Genomic DNA, 15,531 nt, shown 5'->3' on the forward strand with positions numbered 1-15,531 from the left:
AAAAACCGTTCCCACTCGTGGCTGTTCGTAGATCTATAAGTTGTAGTTTATGCTTAACCTAACAAATATTCATTTTTCTTAATCGATCTCCCGGCCTAGGGTGTCAGCACACCTGCCGACTGACCGTTCGAGTTGGCTAGCTCAGCCGAGGGAGACCTCCGTGATAAAAAAAATCCTCATTGCCAACCGTGGCGAGATCGCCGTCCGCATCGTGCGTGCCTGCGCCGAAATGGGCATCCGCTCGGTGGCCATCTACTCCGAAGTCGACCGCCACGCCCTGCATGTGAAGCGTGCCGACGAGGCGTACTTTATCGGTGAGGACCCGCTGGCCGGCTATCTGAACCCTCGCAAACTGGTCAACCTGGCGATGGAAACCGGCTGCGATGCGCTGCACCCCGGCTACGGCTTCCTTTCCGAGAACGCTGAACTGGCCGAGATCTGCACCGAGCGTGGGATCAAATTCATCGGCCCTTCGGCGTCCGTGATCCGCCGCATGGGCGACAAGACCGAGGCGCGGCGCAGCATGATCGCCGCCGGCGTGCCTTGTACTCCCGGCACCGAAGGCAACGTCGCCGACCTCGCCGAGGCGCTGCTCGAGGCCGAGCGCATCGGCTACCCGGTGATGCTCAAGGCCACCTCCGGCGGCGGCGGCCGCGGCATCCGCCGCTGCAACAGCGCCGCCGAGCTGGAGAGCGCCTACCCGCGGGTGATCTCCGAGGCCACCAAGGCCTTCGGCAGCGCCGAAGTCTTCCTCGAGAAGTGCATCGTCAATCCGAAGCACATCGAAGCCCAGGTGCTCGCCGACTCCTTCGGCAACACGGTACACCTGTTCGAGCGCGACTGCTCGATCCAGCGCCGCAACCAGAAGCTGATCGAGATCGCCCCCAGTCCCCAACTGACCCCCGAACAGCGCGCCTACATCGGCAACCTGGCGGTGCGCGCGGCGAAGGCGGTGGGCTACGAGAATGCCGGCACCGTGGAGTTTTTGCTCGCCGACGGCGAGGTGTACTTCATGGAGATGAACACCCGGGTTCAAGTGGAGCACACCATCACCGAGGAAATCACCGGCATCGACATCGTCCGCGAGCAGATCCGCATCGCTTCGGGCCTGCCGCTATCCGTCGAGCAGAAGGACATCCAGCACCGCGGCTACGCCCTGCAGTTCCGCATCAACGCCGAGGACCCGAAGAACAACTTCCTCCCGAGCTTCGGCAAGATCACCCGCTATTACGCTCCCGGCGGCCCCGGCGTGCGCACCGACACCGCTATCTACACCGGCTACACCATCCCGCCGTACTACGACTCGATGTGCTTGAAGCTGATCGTCTGGGCATTGACCTGGGAAGAAGCCCTGGCCCGCGGCCTGCGCGCCCTGGACGACATGCGCGTGCAGGGGGTGAAGACCACCGCGCCCTATTACCAGCAGATTCTCGGCAATCCGGATTTCCGCAGCGGGCAGTTCAATACCAGCTTCGTCGACGAACACCCGGAACTGCTCGACTACTCGATCAAGCGCAGGCCTGGCGAACTGGCCATCGCCATCGCCGCCGCCATCGCCGCCCATGCCGGGCTCTGATGAACACCAGCCCGGCTGCGCTCTGGCTGCAGGCTCAAGAGGAACAGACGAATGAAGAAGATCACAGTCACCGACACCATCCTGCGTGACGCTCACCAATCGCTGATCGCCACCCGCATGCGCCTCGAGGACATGCTGCCGATCTGCGACAAGCTGGACAAGGTCGGCTACTGGTCGCTGGAGGTCTGGGGCGGCGCCACCTTCGACGCCTGCATCCGCTTCCTCAAGGAGGACCCGTGGGAGCGTCTGCGCCAGCTACGCGCCGCGCTGCCCAATACCCGCCTGCAGATGCTCCTGCGCGGGCAGAACCTGCTCGGTTATCGCCACTACAGCGACGACGTGGTCAAGGCTTTCGTCGCTAAGGCGGCGGTCAGCGGCATCGACGTGTTCCGCGTCTTCGACGCGATGAACGACGTGCGCAACCTGCAGGTGGCCATTGCCGCGGTCAAGGCCGCCGGCAAGCACGCCCAGGGCACCATCTGCTACACCACCAGCCCGGTGCATACCGTCGCCGCCTTCGTCGAGCAGGGCAAGGCTATGCAGGCGATGGGCGTCGACTCCCTGGCGATCAAGGACATGGCCGGCCTGCTGACACCCTACGCCACCGCCGAACTGGTCGCCGCGCTGAAGGCCGAGATCGACCTGCCGGTGTTCATCCATTCCCACGACACCGCGGGCCTGGGTGCCATGTGCCAGCTCAAGGCCATTGAGGCCGGCGCCGACCACATCGACACCGCCATCTCCAGCTTCGCCTGGGGCACCAGCCACCCCGGCACGGAGTCGATGGTCGCCGCCCTGCGTGACAGCCAGTACGACACCGGCCTGGATCTGGCGCTCCTGCAAGAGATCGGCCTGTACTTCTACGCCGTACGCAAGCGTTATCACCAGTTCGAAAGCGAGTTTACCGCCGTCGACACCCGCGTGCAGGTCAACCAGGTGCCGGGCGGCATGATGTCCAACCTGGCCAACCAGTTGAAGGAGCAGGGCGCCCTGCACCGCATCGACGAGGTGTTCGAGGAGATCCCGAAGGTGCGCGCCGACCTCGGTTACCCGCCGCTGGTCACTCCTACCTCGCAGATCGTCGGTACCCAGGCGGTGTTCAACGTGCTCGCCGGCGAGCGCTACAAGACCATCACCAACGAGGTCAAGCTCTACCTGCAGGGCCGCTACGGCAAGGCGCCGGGCGTGGTCAACGAGCGCCTGCGCTTCCAGGCGATTGGCAACGAGGAGGTCATCGACGTGCGTCCAGCCGACCTGCTCAAACCGGAAATGACCAAGCTGCGCGCGGAAATTGGCGAGCTGGCGCAGAGCGAAGAGGACGTGCTGACCTACGCCATGTTCCCCGACATCGGCCGCAAGTTCCTCGAGGAGCGCAAGGCCGGCACCCTGGTACCCGAGCCGCTGCTGCCGATTCCCACCGCGGGCGCTGGTCCGGCCAGCGAGGGCGTGCCCACCGAATTCCTCATTGACGTACATGGCGAGACCTACCGGGTGGACATCACCGGCGTCGGCCTCAAGGGCGAGGGCAAGCGCCACTTCTATTTGTCCATCGACGGCATGCCGGAAGAGGTGGTGTTCGAGCCGCTCAACGAGTTTGTCGCCGGCGGCTCCGGCAAACGCAAGCAGGCCGGCGCGCCGGGTGACCTCAGCACCAGCATGCCGGGCAACATCGTCGACGTCCTGGTCAAGGAGGGCGATGTGGTCAAAGCCGGCCAGCCAGTACTGATCACCGAGGCGATGAAGATGGAGACCGAGGTACAGGCACCGATCGCCGGCACGGTCAAAGCCATCCACGTCGCCAAGGGCGACCGCGTCAACCCCGGTGAAGTGTTGGTGGAAATCGAGGGTTGAGTCGCGGTTTCTAAAGATTTGAAAAGCGGTTTGGGGAGTCGTGAGACTCCCTTTTTTTATTCGCGGGATTCCGGAGGAAGCGAGCCCCCGCAGCGCAGCCCAGCGAGGATTTCGAACGAGCGCAGGCGGGCGTCCGGATCGTAGATGTCGCCGGTGAAGATCAACTCGTCGGCACCGGTCTGCTCGAGCAGCACGTTTAGGCGCGCGCGGACCTTTTCCGGGCCGCCGATCACCGCCAGGCCGAGGAAGTCGCCAACCGCCGCCTGCTCGTGCGGCTGCCAGCGGCCGGCCATCGATTCCACTGGCGGTCGCAGTACTCGGCTCTCGCCGCGGACCAGCGCCAGGGCGCGCTGGAGGGCGGTGGTGGCGAGGAATTCCGCCTCCTCGTCGCTGGGCGCGGCGACCAGCGGCACGCCAAGCATCACATAGGGTTTGTCGAGCACCGCCGAGGGTTGGAAATTGTCGCGGTAGAGGCGGATCGCCTCGTGCATGTAGCGCGGCGCGAAGTGCGAGGCGAAGGCGTAGGGCAGACCTTTGCGCGCCGCCAGGCGGGCAGTGAACAGGCTGGAGCCGAGCAGCCAGATCGGCACCTCGGTGCCGGCTCCCGGCACGGCGATCACCCGCTGGTCGGGACGTGCCGGACCGAGCAGGGTCTGCAGTTCCTCGACGTCCGCCGGGAATTCCTCGTCGCTGCCCAGGCGGGCGCGGCGCAAGGCGTGAGCGGTGTAGGGGTCGGTTCCCGGCGCGCGGCCAAGGCCGAGGTCGATGCGTCCCGGATAAAGGGTGGCGAGGGTGCCGAACTGCTCGGCGATTACCAGCGGCGCATGGTTAGGCAGCATGATGCCGCCGGCGCCGACGCGGATGTGATGGGTGCCCGCCGCCAGATAGCCGATCAGCACGGCGGTGGCGGAGCAGGCGATACCGTCCATGTTGTGGTGTTCGGCTACCCAGAAGCGGGTAAAGCCTAGGACCTCGGCATGCTGGGCCAGGGCCAGGGAATTCTGCAGGGCCTGGGCTGGCCCACCGTCGTCGCGGATCGGCGCCAGGTCGAGAATGGAAAGCGCGGTGTCGGCCAGTCGTGGCATGGAGGTTTCCTCAAGTCGTCCCCGGAACCCGCCCGTCGGGAAAAGGCAGAGACTAAAGCGAAAGGCGGCGCCGGTGGACGCTCAACTGTCGGCCAGGCGAAAGCCGACCTTCAGGGTGACCTGATAGTGGCCGACCGCGCCGTTTTCTAGGTGGCCGCGGATCTCGACCACTTCGAACCATTCCAGATAGTCGAGTGTTTTCGACGCCTCGGCGAGGGCATTGCCGATGGCATCCTCGATGCTGCTGCGCGAAGAGCCGATGATTTCGATCTTCTTGTAGGTGTGATGGTCGGACATGTGGGCCTCCTGGAGAAGGATGGGCGGGGCCGGCCCAGGTGCCTGCCCCATTAGATGAGGCACGTCGGAGAGGCGAGAGTTCAGCCACCGGCGCACCGTTCGGTCGGCCAGCGCGGCGCGGCGAGCGCCGCCGCGACGGCAGCCGCGACACCGACACCCGGATGGGTGCGGTCATGGTCGATCAGGATGAAAGCGCTCTAAGCATCCGTTCACGATCCCGTGGGGCATCTAGGCGGGCTGGTGAGGAGTGTGAGCGAGCCCTCAAGAGGGTATTTCCGTCAATTCGTCGCGCAGCCAGCGCGCCAGCGCTTCGGCACGGCGGTCGGCTCCGCGCGCCGGTGTCCACAATGCTAGTCGCGCACGGGTTTCGACGAAGCCCCAGGGCGCGGCTAGGCGGCCAGCGGCCAATTCGTCGGCCACCAGCGGTTCGGGGGCGATGGCCACGCCGAGGCCGGCCACGGCGGCCTCCAGCAGGTAATAGAGGTGTTCGAAACCCTGGCCGAAGTGCAGTCGCGCCGGTTCCAGTCCCTGTGCGCTCGTCCACTGCGGCCAGGCCTGTGGGCGCGAAGCGGTATACAGCAGGGCTTCGCCGAGCAGCGCCTGCGGCGGCGCCTGGCGCAGTGCGGCGAAACGCGGATGGCGTGGGCTGAGCACCGGACCGATGCGCTCGGCGGCCAACTCGAAGACCCGCATGTCGGCCGGCCATGGCGGCTCGGCGAACAGCAGGGTGGCATCCAGGCCCGGGCGGCGCGGGTCCAGCTCGCCCTCGCTGGCGGAGAGCTGCAGGCGTAGCTCCGGCAGCGTACGGTTGAGGCGATCCAGGCGCGGAATGAACCAGCGTGCCAGCAAGCTCCCCGGACAGCCGAGCACGAAGGGCGCTTCCTCGCTGCGTCGCTTCAGCTCGGCGCAGGCGCCATCCAGACGGGCGAAGGCGTCGCCGGCGGCGTCCCGTAGCAGAATGCCGGCATCAGTGAGTTTTATGCCTCGCCCTTCCTTGGCGAACAGGGCCACCCCCAGTTCCTCTTCCAGGGCGCGGACTTGCCGGCTGACCGCCCCGTGGGTGACGTACAGTTCCTTAGCTGCCTGCTTGATGCTCCGCAGGCGGGCGGCGGCCTCGAAGGCGCGCAGGGCGTTCAGGGAGGGCAGGTCGGGGTGCATGATCGGTGAGTTTTCTTGACGTATTCAGTTGATCTTATCGCTTTTCGGCAGGGGTGCCATTGGCTAACGTGTGAGCATCGCAGGTGAACTGCAAAACGCGCCGACCTGCCCCTTTGCACACTCCGGGAGCACCCATGACCGAGACTTCCTACCGCACCGGCCCCGACGAAAAAGGCCTGTTCGGCCGTTTCGGCGGCCAGTACGTCGCCGAAACCCTGATGCCGCTAATCCTCGACCTGGCCGAGGAATACGAGAGGGCCAAGGTTGATCCGGCCTTCCTCGAAGAACTGGCCTACTTCCAGCGCGACTACGTCGGCCGGCCGAGCCCGCTGTATTTTGCCGAGCGCCTGACCGAGCACTGCGGCGGCGCGAAGATCTACCTCAAGCGCGAAGAGCTGAACCACACCGGCGCGCACAAGATCAACAACTGCATCGGGCAAATCCTGCTGGCCCGGCGCATGGGCAAGCAGCGCATCATCGCCGAGACCGGCGCCGGCATGCACGGCGTGGCCACCGCCACCGTAGCCGCGCGCTTCGGCCTCAAGTGCGTGATCTACATGGGCACCACCGACATCGATCGCCAGCAGGCCAACGTTTTCCGCATGAAGCTTCTTGGCGCCGAGGTGGTCCCGGTCACCGCCGGCACCGGCACCCTCAAGGACGCCATGAACGAGGCCCTACGCGACTGGGTGACTAATGTCGAGACCACTTTCTACCTGATCGGCACTGTGGCCGGCCCGCATCCGTACCCGGCGATGGTCCGCGATTTCCAGGCAGTAATCGGCAAGGAAACCCGCGAACAACTGATCGAGAAGGAAGGGCGCCTGCCCGACTCGCTAGTCGCCTGCATCGGCGGCGGCTCCAACGCCATGGGCCTGTTCCACCCCTTCCTCGACGAGCCGGGCGTGAAGATCGTCGGCGTCGAGGCCGCCGGCCACGGCATCGAGACCGGCAAGCACGCGGCCAGCCTGAACGGCGGCGTGCCCGGCGTGTTGCATGGCAACCGCACCTTCCTGCTGCAGGACGCCGACGGTCAGATCATCGACGCCCACTCGATTTCCGCCGGCCTCGACTACCCTGGCATCGGCCCGGAACATGCCTGGCTACACGACATCGGCCGCGTCGAGTACAGCTCGATCACCGACCATGAAGCGCTGCAGGCCTTCCATACCTGCTGCCGCCTGGAGGGCATCATCCCGGCGTTGGAGTCGTCCCATGCCCTGGCCGAAGTGTTCAAGCGCGCGCCCAGGCTTCCGAAAGACCACCTGATGGTGGTCAACCTCTCTGGCCGCGGCGACAAGGACATGCAGACCGTGATGCATCACATGCAGGAAAAACAGGAGAAGCACGCATGAGCCGCCTGCAGACCCGCTTCGCCGAACTGAAGCAAGCCGACCGCGCCGCCCTGATCACTTTCGTCACCGCCGGCGACCCGGACTACGAAACCTCTCTCGCCATCCTCAAGGGCTTGCCGGAGGCCGGCGCCGACGTGATCGAGCTGGGCATGCCCTTCACCGACCCGATGGCCGACGGCCCGGCGATCCAATTGGCCAACATCCGCGCCCTTGGCGCCGGCCAGGATCTGGTCAAGACCCTGCGCATGGTTCGCGCTTTCCGCGAAGGCGATCGAACCACCCCGCTGGTGCTGATGGGCTACTTCAACCCCATTCACTACTATGGTGTCGAGCGCTTCGTCGCTGAGGCCAGGGAGGCCGGCGTCGACGGTCTGATCGTCGTCGACCTGCCGCCGGAGCATAACGAGGACCTCTGCGACCCGGCACAGGCGGCGGGCCTGGATTTCATCCGCCTGACCACCCCGACCACCAACGACAAGCGCCTGCCCAAGGTGCTCGCCGGCAGTTCCGGCTTCGTCTACTACGTCTCAGTGGCCGGCGTCACCGGCGCCCACGCCGCGTCCCTGGAGCACGTCGAACAGGCCGTCGCCCGCCTGCGCCGCCACACCGACCTGCCGCTGTGCATCGGCTTCGGCATCCGCAGCCCGGAACACGCGGCCAGCGTCGCCCGCCTTGCCGAAGGCGTGGTGGTAGGCTCTGCATTGGTCGACCGCATTGCTAAGGCCGGCTCGAAGGAGCAGGCGGTGGGGGATGTATTGGGCTTGTGTCGGGAGTTGGCTGGGGGAGTTCGGGAAGCTAGGAAGTAAGATTCTCGCATAGCCCGAGTGAGTCGAGAAAAGCCGTTGCTTTCGAAAAGAGGGAACGGCTTTTTCGCGGACTCGTTTCGTCGAAAGCAGGATCGGGCCGTTCGCCACTTGTTTTGAAGCAAGCTTTTTAATGGATCAGCTTTTCCAATGGAGGCAGCCTGCATCTTTCGTGCTGGCCCGTGAGGAAAGCTTTGAACGCCTTCGTAAAGAGGAGCTTATTTCTACCAAGAGGAAGTCGTAATAGCTGCTTGAGTAAAATGCGTAATCGTCTGAGGGATGGATAATGTCGCAGCATCAGGCCGAAATAGTAGCTTTTTTCGACTCGCCTAAAGTGCTTCAGCTCTTTCGTTTCGGGTTTCAGTCTGGACAGAGAATGTTCGAAGCCGGGGAGGGGTTCGAGCTTTTCGGTGAGTCCGAGCTTTTGGATTCGTTTGAAGAAGGATATGTCGACTCCATACAGGGCAAAATTGTCGTCGAATATATTCCCATATGCATTCTCGATACATCGCGTCGCTTTATGGCTTAGCAGCAAGCCGCTTCCTATCGAGAAAACATCGTCTCGATTCGTATAGGGACCGAGCGAGAAACGACGATTGGCGCGTGGGTATTGAGGTTCTCCTTCGACAAGGATGGTTGGTATTCCTAGGACGGTCTTTTTCCTCGCCAGGAGATGCTGAAGGTATTCATTGGATAATGTCGAGTCATGGTCAAGTATTATGTATTGGTCGCCTGGAAAATTCTTTATGAAATAATTGTATATCCAGCTCAGCGGTGCATTCTGGCAGGTCTGCCTGATGCTTACCTCAAGGGACTGCTCTGCGAGTGCCGCGAGGGTTCCGGGAAGCGGATTCATATAGTGAGGTCCGTTGTTCCAGAAGCATAAGCGGGCCCCGTCGAATCCGAGCTTCGAGGCCAGGATGGAGGTGAGCGTTGCGGAATTCTCCATCGAGCAATCATATGCAACTATTAAGATGGATAATTTCATCGATTTTTTTACAGGTCTTTTAAGGTGATCATGCTGCTACATATCGGATCAGCCCGGACTTGTGAGGCAGGCGCTTGAGACGTCCGTGATTCTCGCCGCGTGTTTCAAACGCCAATGGCATGTTCAACGAGAACCGATTGCCGCTCACCTCGATCAACGGGCTTTTCACTGGCGTGTCCGGATCATTTCGGCATGATATCGGATTCCAATGTTTTCATGGCTGTATCTTCACCGACTTTTCCCGTTGCTTTCTGCCGTTCGGCCAGAGCCACCGTCCGACTCCGTTCGTTCGGCAAGGTTATGTGCAATCCAGGCGACTATCTATAAGATATGGTCATATGGATCTTCGGGCCTTTGTGCCGTCTGGCACGGTCATGAACAGGACGCGCTCCGGTTTCGGGAGTTGATAGTCCGGGACCATGGCGTCATACCGGATCCTGTTTTATGAGCGGAGGCTTTTCAGTGTTTTCACATCCGGCGGGAAAAACAACAAGGAAACGGAACAAATCCATCAAGAAGATTGAAAGGCTACTGCTTGCCTGCAAGTTTTTCCTGAGAAACAGATTTTCTTCGGACCCGGTCTGTGCGAAAGGTGGCGTGACCGTCTCGCTCACCAGTCATTCGACGCGAACCGAACGGGTCTATCTGGCGATAGAGTCGATAGCGGCCGGCATTGAAAAGCCCGGCAGGATTATTCTCTGGCTCGACGACGCACGAATCTTCGATGACCTGCCAAAGTCCTTGCAAAGGCTTCGGAAAAGAGGGCTGGAGATTCGCATGTGCGACAATTACGGGCCGCATACCAAATATTATCCATTCATCAAATACGAGGAAATCGAGGGGCCTCTGGTGACGGCCGACGACGACTCCTTTTATCCGCCAACCTGGCTGAAAAGACTGCATGAAGAACACGAGGCCACGCCGAAAACCGTTGTCGCTTACAAGGCCCTGCGCGTACAGATAACCAACGAGCGGATCGAGCCCTACCTGAATTGGCGTTTCTGCCTGGAAGAAAAGGCCGATTTGCAAAATTTCGCCCTCGGTGTCGGTGGAGTCGTCTACCCCGCCGCTTTCCTGCGGCGTTTGAAGGAAGCGGGGACTGCCTTCATGGCCTGTTGTCCCAGGCATGACGACGTCTGGCTGCATGCCAATGCCGTCAGGCAAGGTTACGAAGTCCGGCAGATATCCAACGATGTGAACCATTTTCCGCTGGTGCCCGGCACCCAGAGGATCGGCCTGAAGAATTCCAACAGGATCGGTGGCGACGATCAGGCCATTTCCCTGACTTATGACGAGGCGGATATCGCGAAGATGCTGGGCGTAAGTTCGCCCGCGGACGGGCGGGAAGCCTGCCGGGCGTAACCGTAGGCCCGGCCGGCTTCCTGTGGAGAACGGTTCGCGGCTTCCCTGCGCAGGGAGCGCTCTGGGGAACGGCGCCTCATTCGTTTCGCCAGGCATCGGCAAGCGCCCGGAGAGGAGGCTACTCCGCTCGAAAAGCCGAGAGGCGCGGCGGAAGAGTCCCATGCCGCGCCGGCGCTCTCACACGCATAGCCCCCGCTTTTTCTGATGCGGCACCAGAGACTGTTCGCACTCGATCCGGCTGGAGCCGTTCATTTCAACGAGCGGCATGTCGTCGTCGAGCGCATCCAGCATGGAGCCGGAACGTCGCGGCCAGGTCGCCAGGTACACGGAAAACCCCAGAAGAACCACGACCAAGGCAATGGAAACAATCGGATTGATGATCATCGACCCCTCCTAGATGCATAAGCCTTTCAATAGTCTCCTATATATAAGGTTGCGACACTATGACGCAAGAGGACATTGCAGAAACTTGACCTATGTCTGTAGGCGGGCGGCGGGGAGGTTTTGCCCGCCTACAATCGTTATCCGCATCGATCGCCCGGCCCCGGCGACGCGCCTAGACTGAAAAAGACCCGCAACCAGGGGAGTTTCCATGGAGTTCAAGGACTATTACGCGATTCTCGGCGTGGAGCCCGGCGCCGACGCGAAGACGATCAAGACGGCCTACCGCCGGCTGGCGCGCAAGTACCACCCGGACATGAACAAGGAGGCCGGGGCGGAAAACAGGTTCAAGGAGGTGGCCGAGGCCTACGAGGTGCTGAGCAATGCGGAGAAGCGCGCCGAGTACGACCGGGTGCGCCAGTACGGCCGCGCCGGCGAGCAGTTCGAGATGCCGCCGGGCTGGCAGCGAGCGGAGGGCTTCTCCGGGGCGCACGAGCATTTCGGCGGCGATTTTTCCGACTTCTTCGAGTCGATCTTCGGCGCCCGGCCGGGCGCTAGCCATCATGCGCCCCCGCCGCGGCGAGGGCGCGACATCGAGTTGGAAATACCGCTGTTCCTCGAGGAGACCCTTGCCGAGCAGCGCAAGCCGCTCGATTATGCGGTGCCCGGCTTCGACGAGCACGGCCGGCGCATCGACCGGCCCAAGAGTCTCCACGTCAGGATTCCCGCCGGTGTCGCCGACGGCGAGCGCATCCGGCTCAAGGGCCAGGGCGCGCCGGGTATCGATGGCGGGCCGAATGGCGACCTGTACCTGATCATCCGCCTGGTTCCCCACCCGATCTTCGATGTCGACGGCCGCGACCTCGTTCTTACCGTGCCCCTGGCGCCCTGGGAGGCGGCACTGGGCGCGCGGATCGAGGTGCCGACTTTGTCCGGGCGCATCAACCTGAGCATCCCGCCGAACAGCCAGAGCGGCCAGCGTCTGCGCATCAAGGGCAAGGGACTTAGGAGCAGGCAGGGCGAGGGCGATCTCTATGCCGTACTGAAGGTGGTGATGCCGCCGCAGAGCAACGAGCGTGCCCGCCAGTTGTGGGCCGAACTGCGCGATGCGACAGGCTTCGACCCGCGCAGTCAATGGAGCAAGCAAGTATGAATACGACCCTGAGCCTACAACTGACCCTGGAAGAATGTTGCCAACTAGTCGAGGCACCGTCCGCCAGCCTGGTCGAGATGGTCGAATACGGCATAGTCGACCCAGGCGGCGGCGCCCCCCGCGACTGGCGCTTCGATAACGTCGCCCTGGGTCGGCTGCGCCGGGCGGTGCGCCTGCAGCGGGAGCTGGAGCTCGACTGGCAAGCCGTGGCCGTGGCTCTGGATCTGCTCGACGAGGTGGGGCGCCTGCGGGCCGAGAACGAGAACCTGAGACGGCGCCTGCTGAGGTTCGTGGAGTATTGATGGCCGGGGCAGCGGGCCACTCGAAGAGTGGCGCCATGCCCTTGTGCCGGTTGAATACCGGTTTCGGCCGTCGCCCCGCATGGATGCGCCGTATCTCGACAGGCTCTGGCGTACGTGAAAAAGCGCAAACGCCGGGGCGGATCAAGCGCTCAGGGCGAGTTTTACCACCAACGCGATCAGCAGCCAGGCAAAGACGCGTTTGAGCAGTTCGGCCAGGACTCTGGAGGAAAAACGGGCGCCGAGCGGTGCGGCCAGTACGCTGCCCAGGCCCAGGCCGATGAAAGCGGGAAGGTAGATGTGGCCGAGCATGGCGCTATCCCGTTCTGTTAGACCTATCCAAAGCTCCCCATAGGTAGCTTTTTGCTAACTTCCTGCTTCGACGGGGCCGGTTTCACCCTGGCGTTGCCGCCAGAGCCAGCGCCTTCCCCTCCACAGGCCGACACCGTGGAACTCACGGCGTAATGCTTCAAATTGATTGCCGCGTTGCCGTCCCGGTCGTGCCGGGCCTGGCAGTCTGGGCACGTCCAGGTACGCACCGCCAACGGCAGGCTCTCCCGCACATGCCCGCAGCACGAGCAGGTCTTGCTGCTGGCGAACCAGCGATCCGCCACCACCACCTCGCCGCCGCGCATCTCGCGCTTGTAGTCGAGCTGGCGGCGGAACTCGAAGAACCCCCTGTCCGCGATGGAGCGTGCCAGACGGCGGTTCTTCATCATCCCGGCCACGTTCAAGTCCTCGATCCCGATCACCGGGAATCGGCGGGTCAGGCCCGTGGTGAGCTGGTGCAAAGCATCCTGGCGGATGTTGGCGATCCGAGCGTGCAGCCTTGCCAGTCGGGTGCGGGCCTTCTTGCTGTTGGCCGAGCCTTTCTGCTTGCGGCTCAGGCTGCGCGACAGCCGGCGCAGGCGCTTGAGCAGGGCGGCATGCGCCTTCGGCCCGGTGATCACCTCGCCCGTCGAGAGCGTGGCCAGGGCGGACACCCCCAGATCCACACCAACCGCGCCTTGGTTTTCGGCTTTGGGCAAGTGGGTCAGGTCCTGGGTATCCACGCTGATGCTGGCGAACCAGCGGTCGGCCACGCGGGAAATCGTGGCCGAGAGGATCTTGCCGGAGAAGCGCAACGCCTCCCGCATCCGCACCCAGCCGAGATGGGGGATGCGGATGCGGCAGCCGAGGGCGAACTGATCGTTGGTCAGGGTGAAGCGGTCATGCACGCCCTTGCGGCGCAACCTCGGGTACCTGGCCCGGCCGGCGAAGAAGTTCTTGAACGCCTCCCCGAGCTGGATGATGGCCATCTGCGCGGCGTTCTTGGTGACCTCGAGCATCCAGGGGAACTGCTCGCGCTTGATGGCGTTGAGCTGCCGGCGCAGAGCAGCCTGCGACGGCCTGGGTTGCGCCGGGTCGGCCTTGTGTGCCTCGTACTGCCGGCCCCACTCGGCCAGCGCCCAGTTGTAGGCAAACCGCGCCACGCCCGCGGCACGGGCGAAGTAGGTCGCCTGTGCGTTGTTGGGGGCGAGTGCGATCTTGTGGGCGAGGATCACGACTGCGAGTCCTCCACAGCCTTTTTCACGCCGTCGAGCAGCTTTTGGTTCTTCCGGCTACGGGAGCCGTACAGCCGGGCGCTGAACACGGTGATGAGCTCCAGCACATCCTTGGCCAGATCCTCCTCGAAGGTGGTGTCCTCACCCTGGTTCAGGATGACCACCTCGACGCTCTTCGCTTCGCAGATGGCGAACACCAGCTCCGCACCGAAGCGCAGCAGCCGGTCTTTGTGGGTGATGACCAGCCGCCCGACCTGCCCCTCGACGATGGATTCCAGCAGGCGCTTGAGCCCTTTCTTCTGGTAGTTCATGCCGCAGCCCAGGTCGGCGATCACCTCGAACGTCCAGCCCTGGCGGGCGCAGTACAGCTCCAGCACCTGCTTCTGGCGCTCCAGGTCGTCCTTCTGGTCGTGGCTGGAAACGCGAGCGTAGGCCACCGTCCTGCGGCAGGCCTCGGCCTCCGAACGGAACAGCTCAGGCTTCAGTTTGGCGAGGTCGTAGCGGCGATGGCCGCCTGCCGTGTGCTCGGCAACCAGTTTGCCCGATGCCTCCCAGCGGCGCAGCGTCGTGATCGACACGCCCAGCGCCTTGGCGGCTTCACCAATGCTCACCAATCTACCCATATTGGGTAGTATTGCACAGCTATGATGGTTTTTAAATCAAACTGTTAAAGCCCCCGGCGCACTGCTCTGGCTGGCGTGCACGATGGCGGCGAAAACCGTGACCGGCAGGCCGATGGTGGTGGAGGTGGCCACCGCCCTGGGCATGGCCGATACGGTTGAGGAAGGGAACCATGAATACACCGCCGCCGGCACCGATCAGCGAGCCGGCGATACCGATCAGGCCACCGGCCGAACGATAGACCCAGGGCGCCGTGGTATCGATGGCGTCATTCGCGGTTTTCTTTTTCGTCGGCAGCAACATGCGCGCGGCGATGATCGACAGAAAGATACAGAACAACCATTTGAGCAGCGTGCCGGAAAACAAATCGATACTCAGGCTGCCGAGACCGACGCCAATCAGGCTGGCGGGTACAACGATCCTCACTATCGACCAGTCAACGTTGCCAAGTTTGTTATGAGAGAGTACGGAAGAAACCGATCCGACCGACACTACCGCCATCGATGTGGCCAGGGCGACCAGGGGCGCATATTCGGGGTCGAAGCCGAACATCGGCAAAGCCATGATCAAAAGCGGTACAGTGATCAGGGCCATGCCGACTCCGATCAGGCCGAGCAGCAGACCGCCGACCAAACCGGCGACGAAGAAAATGCCAAGGGATAATTCGATTGTCATGATTCAGAAGTCTCGGCGCGAAGCGCAAGGCATGCATGAGCGTTCGAGGGATCGATATTCGTCGGGTAGAGCCGTTCCGGGAAATCCGGTGCATATATGTATTGACGCGTCCATATGGTAAGTGGCGGCGTGATGGACGATTTTTGCGAGCCGGTCAAACATTTCAGCGAGGCGGACATGCCGCTGGCGGGGCGTCGCGACCCCGATCGCTCATCGCTTCCGATCGTGGCCGAGCGATATGGGTATCCCAAGGGACAGCGGATTCCCGAACGCTCGCATCGACGCGGTCAATTGATGTTCGTGACTTCGAACGGTCTGCGCGTGCAGACCCGGTGCAGCTATTGGACGATCCCTCGCGAACGGGCCTACTGGGTGTCTTGCGG

At 63.0% G+C, this 15,531-nt stretch carries 16 protein-coding genes; 7 read left to right on the forward strand and 9 right to left on the reverse strand.

Features of this window, described 5'->3' with window-relative positions:
- Positions 1-160 precede the first annotated feature (160 nt).
- Positions 161-1,576, forward strand: coding sequence for an acetyl-CoA carboxylase biotin carboxylase subunit (locus ACGI6K_RS00115; protein ID WP_376947959.1), 1,416 nt, complete (start codon positions 161-163; stop codon positions 1,574-1,576).
- A 51-nt stretch (positions 1,577-1,627) separates the two neighbouring features.
- Positions 1,628-3,427, forward strand: a complete 1,800-nt coding sequence (gene oadA, locus ACGI6K_RS00120) for a sodium-extruding oxaloacetate decarboxylase subunit alpha (protein WP_376947957.1) — start codon at positions 1,628-1,630, stop codon at positions 3,425-3,427.
- Positions 3,428-3,483: 56 nt separating this feature from the next.
- On the opposite strand, the gene ACGI6K_RS00125 is transcribed toward oadA, so the two are convergent.
- From ACGI6K_RS00125 to ACGI6K_RS00135, 3 genes are all read right to left on the reverse strand, one after another.
- Positions 3,484-4,512 carry an LLM class flavin-dependent oxidoreductase gene (locus tag ACGI6K_RS00125; protein ID WP_376947955.1) on the reverse strand — a complete coding sequence of 343 codons (1,029 nt, stop codon included), beginning with the start codon at positions 4,510-4,512 and terminating at the stop codon, positions 3,484-3,486.
- An 81-nt stretch (positions 4,513-4,593) separates the two neighbouring features.
- Positions 4,594-4,809, reverse strand: a complete 216-nt coding sequence (locus ACGI6K_RS00130) for a dodecin (RefSeq protein ID WP_376947954.1) — start codon at positions 4,807-4,809, stop codon at positions 4,594-4,596.
- Positions 4,810-5,070: 261 nt separating this feature from the next.
- A complete protein-coding gene (locus tag ACGI6K_RS00135; RefSeq protein ID WP_376947952.1) occupies positions 5,071-5,967 on the reverse strand; it encodes a LysR family transcriptional regulator in 897 nt (298 codons plus the stop codon).
- 134 nt (positions 5,968-6,101) lie between these two features.
- Between ACGI6K_RS00135 and trpB the strand changes: the two genes are divergently transcribed.
- Positions 6,102-7,322 (forward strand): tryptophan synthase subunit beta, encoded by a 1,221-nt coding sequence (gene trpB / locus ACGI6K_RS00140; protein WP_376947950.1) that lies wholly within the window; start codon positions 6,102-6,104, stop codon positions 7,320-7,322.
- Positions 7,319-8,128: a tryptophan synthase subunit alpha gene (gene trpA / locus ACGI6K_RS00145; RefSeq protein WP_376947948.1), complete on the forward strand. Its 810-nt coding sequence runs from the start codon at positions 7,319-7,321 to the stop codon at positions 8,126-8,128. Before trpB ends, trpA begins: the two co-directional genes overlap by 4 nt.
- A gap of 127 nt (positions 8,129-8,255) precedes the next feature.
- Here trpA and ACGI6K_RS00150 read toward each other — a convergent pair whose 3' ends face one another.
- Positions 8,256-9,113, reverse strand: a complete 858-nt coding sequence (locus ACGI6K_RS00150) for a glycosyltransferase family 2 protein (protein ID WP_376947946.1) — start codon at positions 9,111-9,113, stop codon at positions 8,256-8,258.
- Between the two features lie 444 nt (positions 9,114-9,557).
- On the opposite strand from ACGI6K_RS00150, the gene ACGI6K_RS00155 reads away from it, so the two are divergent.
- Positions 9,558-10,475, forward strand: coding sequence for a hypothetical protein (locus ACGI6K_RS00155; protein ID WP_376947944.1), 918 nt, complete (start codon positions 9,558-9,560; stop codon positions 10,473-10,475).
- Between the two features lie 177 nt (positions 10,476-10,652).
- On the opposite strand, the gene ACGI6K_RS00160 is transcribed toward ACGI6K_RS00155, so the two are convergent.
- Positions 10,653-10,859: a hypothetical protein gene (locus tag ACGI6K_RS00160; RefSeq protein WP_376947942.1), complete on the reverse strand. Its 207-nt coding sequence runs from the start codon at positions 10,857-10,859 to the stop codon at positions 10,653-10,655.
- A 208-nt stretch (positions 10,860-11,067) separates the two neighbouring features.
- Here ACGI6K_RS00160 and cbpA point away from each other — a divergent pair, with 208 nt between their 5' ends.
- Positions 11,068-12,009, forward strand: coding sequence for a curved DNA-binding protein (cbpA, locus tag ACGI6K_RS00165; protein ID WP_376947940.1), 942 nt, complete (start codon positions 11,068-11,070; stop codon positions 12,007-12,009).
- Positions 12,006-12,311 carry a chaperone modulator CbpM gene (locus ACGI6K_RS00170; RefSeq protein ID WP_376947937.1) on the forward strand — a complete coding sequence of 102 codons (306 nt, stop codon included), beginning with the start codon at positions 12,006-12,008 and terminating at the stop codon, positions 12,309-12,311. The genes cbpA and ACGI6K_RS00170 overlap by 4 nt, the downstream gene beginning before the upstream one ends.
- Positions 12,312-12,452: 141 nt before the next feature.
- On the opposite strand, the gene ACGI6K_RS00175 is transcribed toward ACGI6K_RS00170, so the two are convergent.
- From ACGI6K_RS00175 to ACGI6K_RS00190, 4 genes are read right to left on the reverse strand one after another with little or no spacing between them, the layout of a single operon-like run.
- Positions 12,453-12,620, reverse strand: a complete 168-nt coding sequence (locus ACGI6K_RS00175; RefSeq protein ID WP_376947935.1) for a hypothetical protein — start codon at positions 12,618-12,620, stop codon at positions 12,453-12,455.
- A gap of 23 nt (positions 12,621-12,643) precedes the next feature.
- Complete coding sequence (locus ACGI6K_RS00180) at positions 12,644-13,852, reverse strand: RNA-guided endonuclease InsQ/TnpB family protein (RefSeq protein WP_394543227.1); 1,209 nt, start codon at positions 13,850-13,852, stop codon at positions 12,644-12,646.
- Complete coding sequence (locus ACGI6K_RS00185) at positions 13,849-14,475, reverse strand: IS607 family transposase (protein ID WP_377968931.1); 627 nt, start codon at positions 14,473-14,475, stop codon at positions 13,849-13,851. The genes ACGI6K_RS00180 and ACGI6K_RS00185 overlap by 4 nt, the downstream gene beginning before the upstream one ends.
- A gap of 31 nt (positions 14,476-14,506) precedes the next feature.
- Positions 14,507-15,148, reverse strand: a complete 642-nt coding sequence (locus tag ACGI6K_RS00190; RefSeq protein ID WP_376948431.1) for a sulfite exporter TauE/SafE family protein — start codon at positions 15,146-15,148, stop codon at positions 14,507-14,509.
- Positions 15,149-15,531 lie beyond the last annotated feature (383 nt).

The organism is Azorhizophilus paspali, from assembly GCF_043587585.2.
Taxonomy (GTDB): Bacteria; Pseudomonadota; Gammaproteobacteria; order Pseudomonadales; family Pseudomonadaceae; genus Azotobacter; species Azotobacter paspali.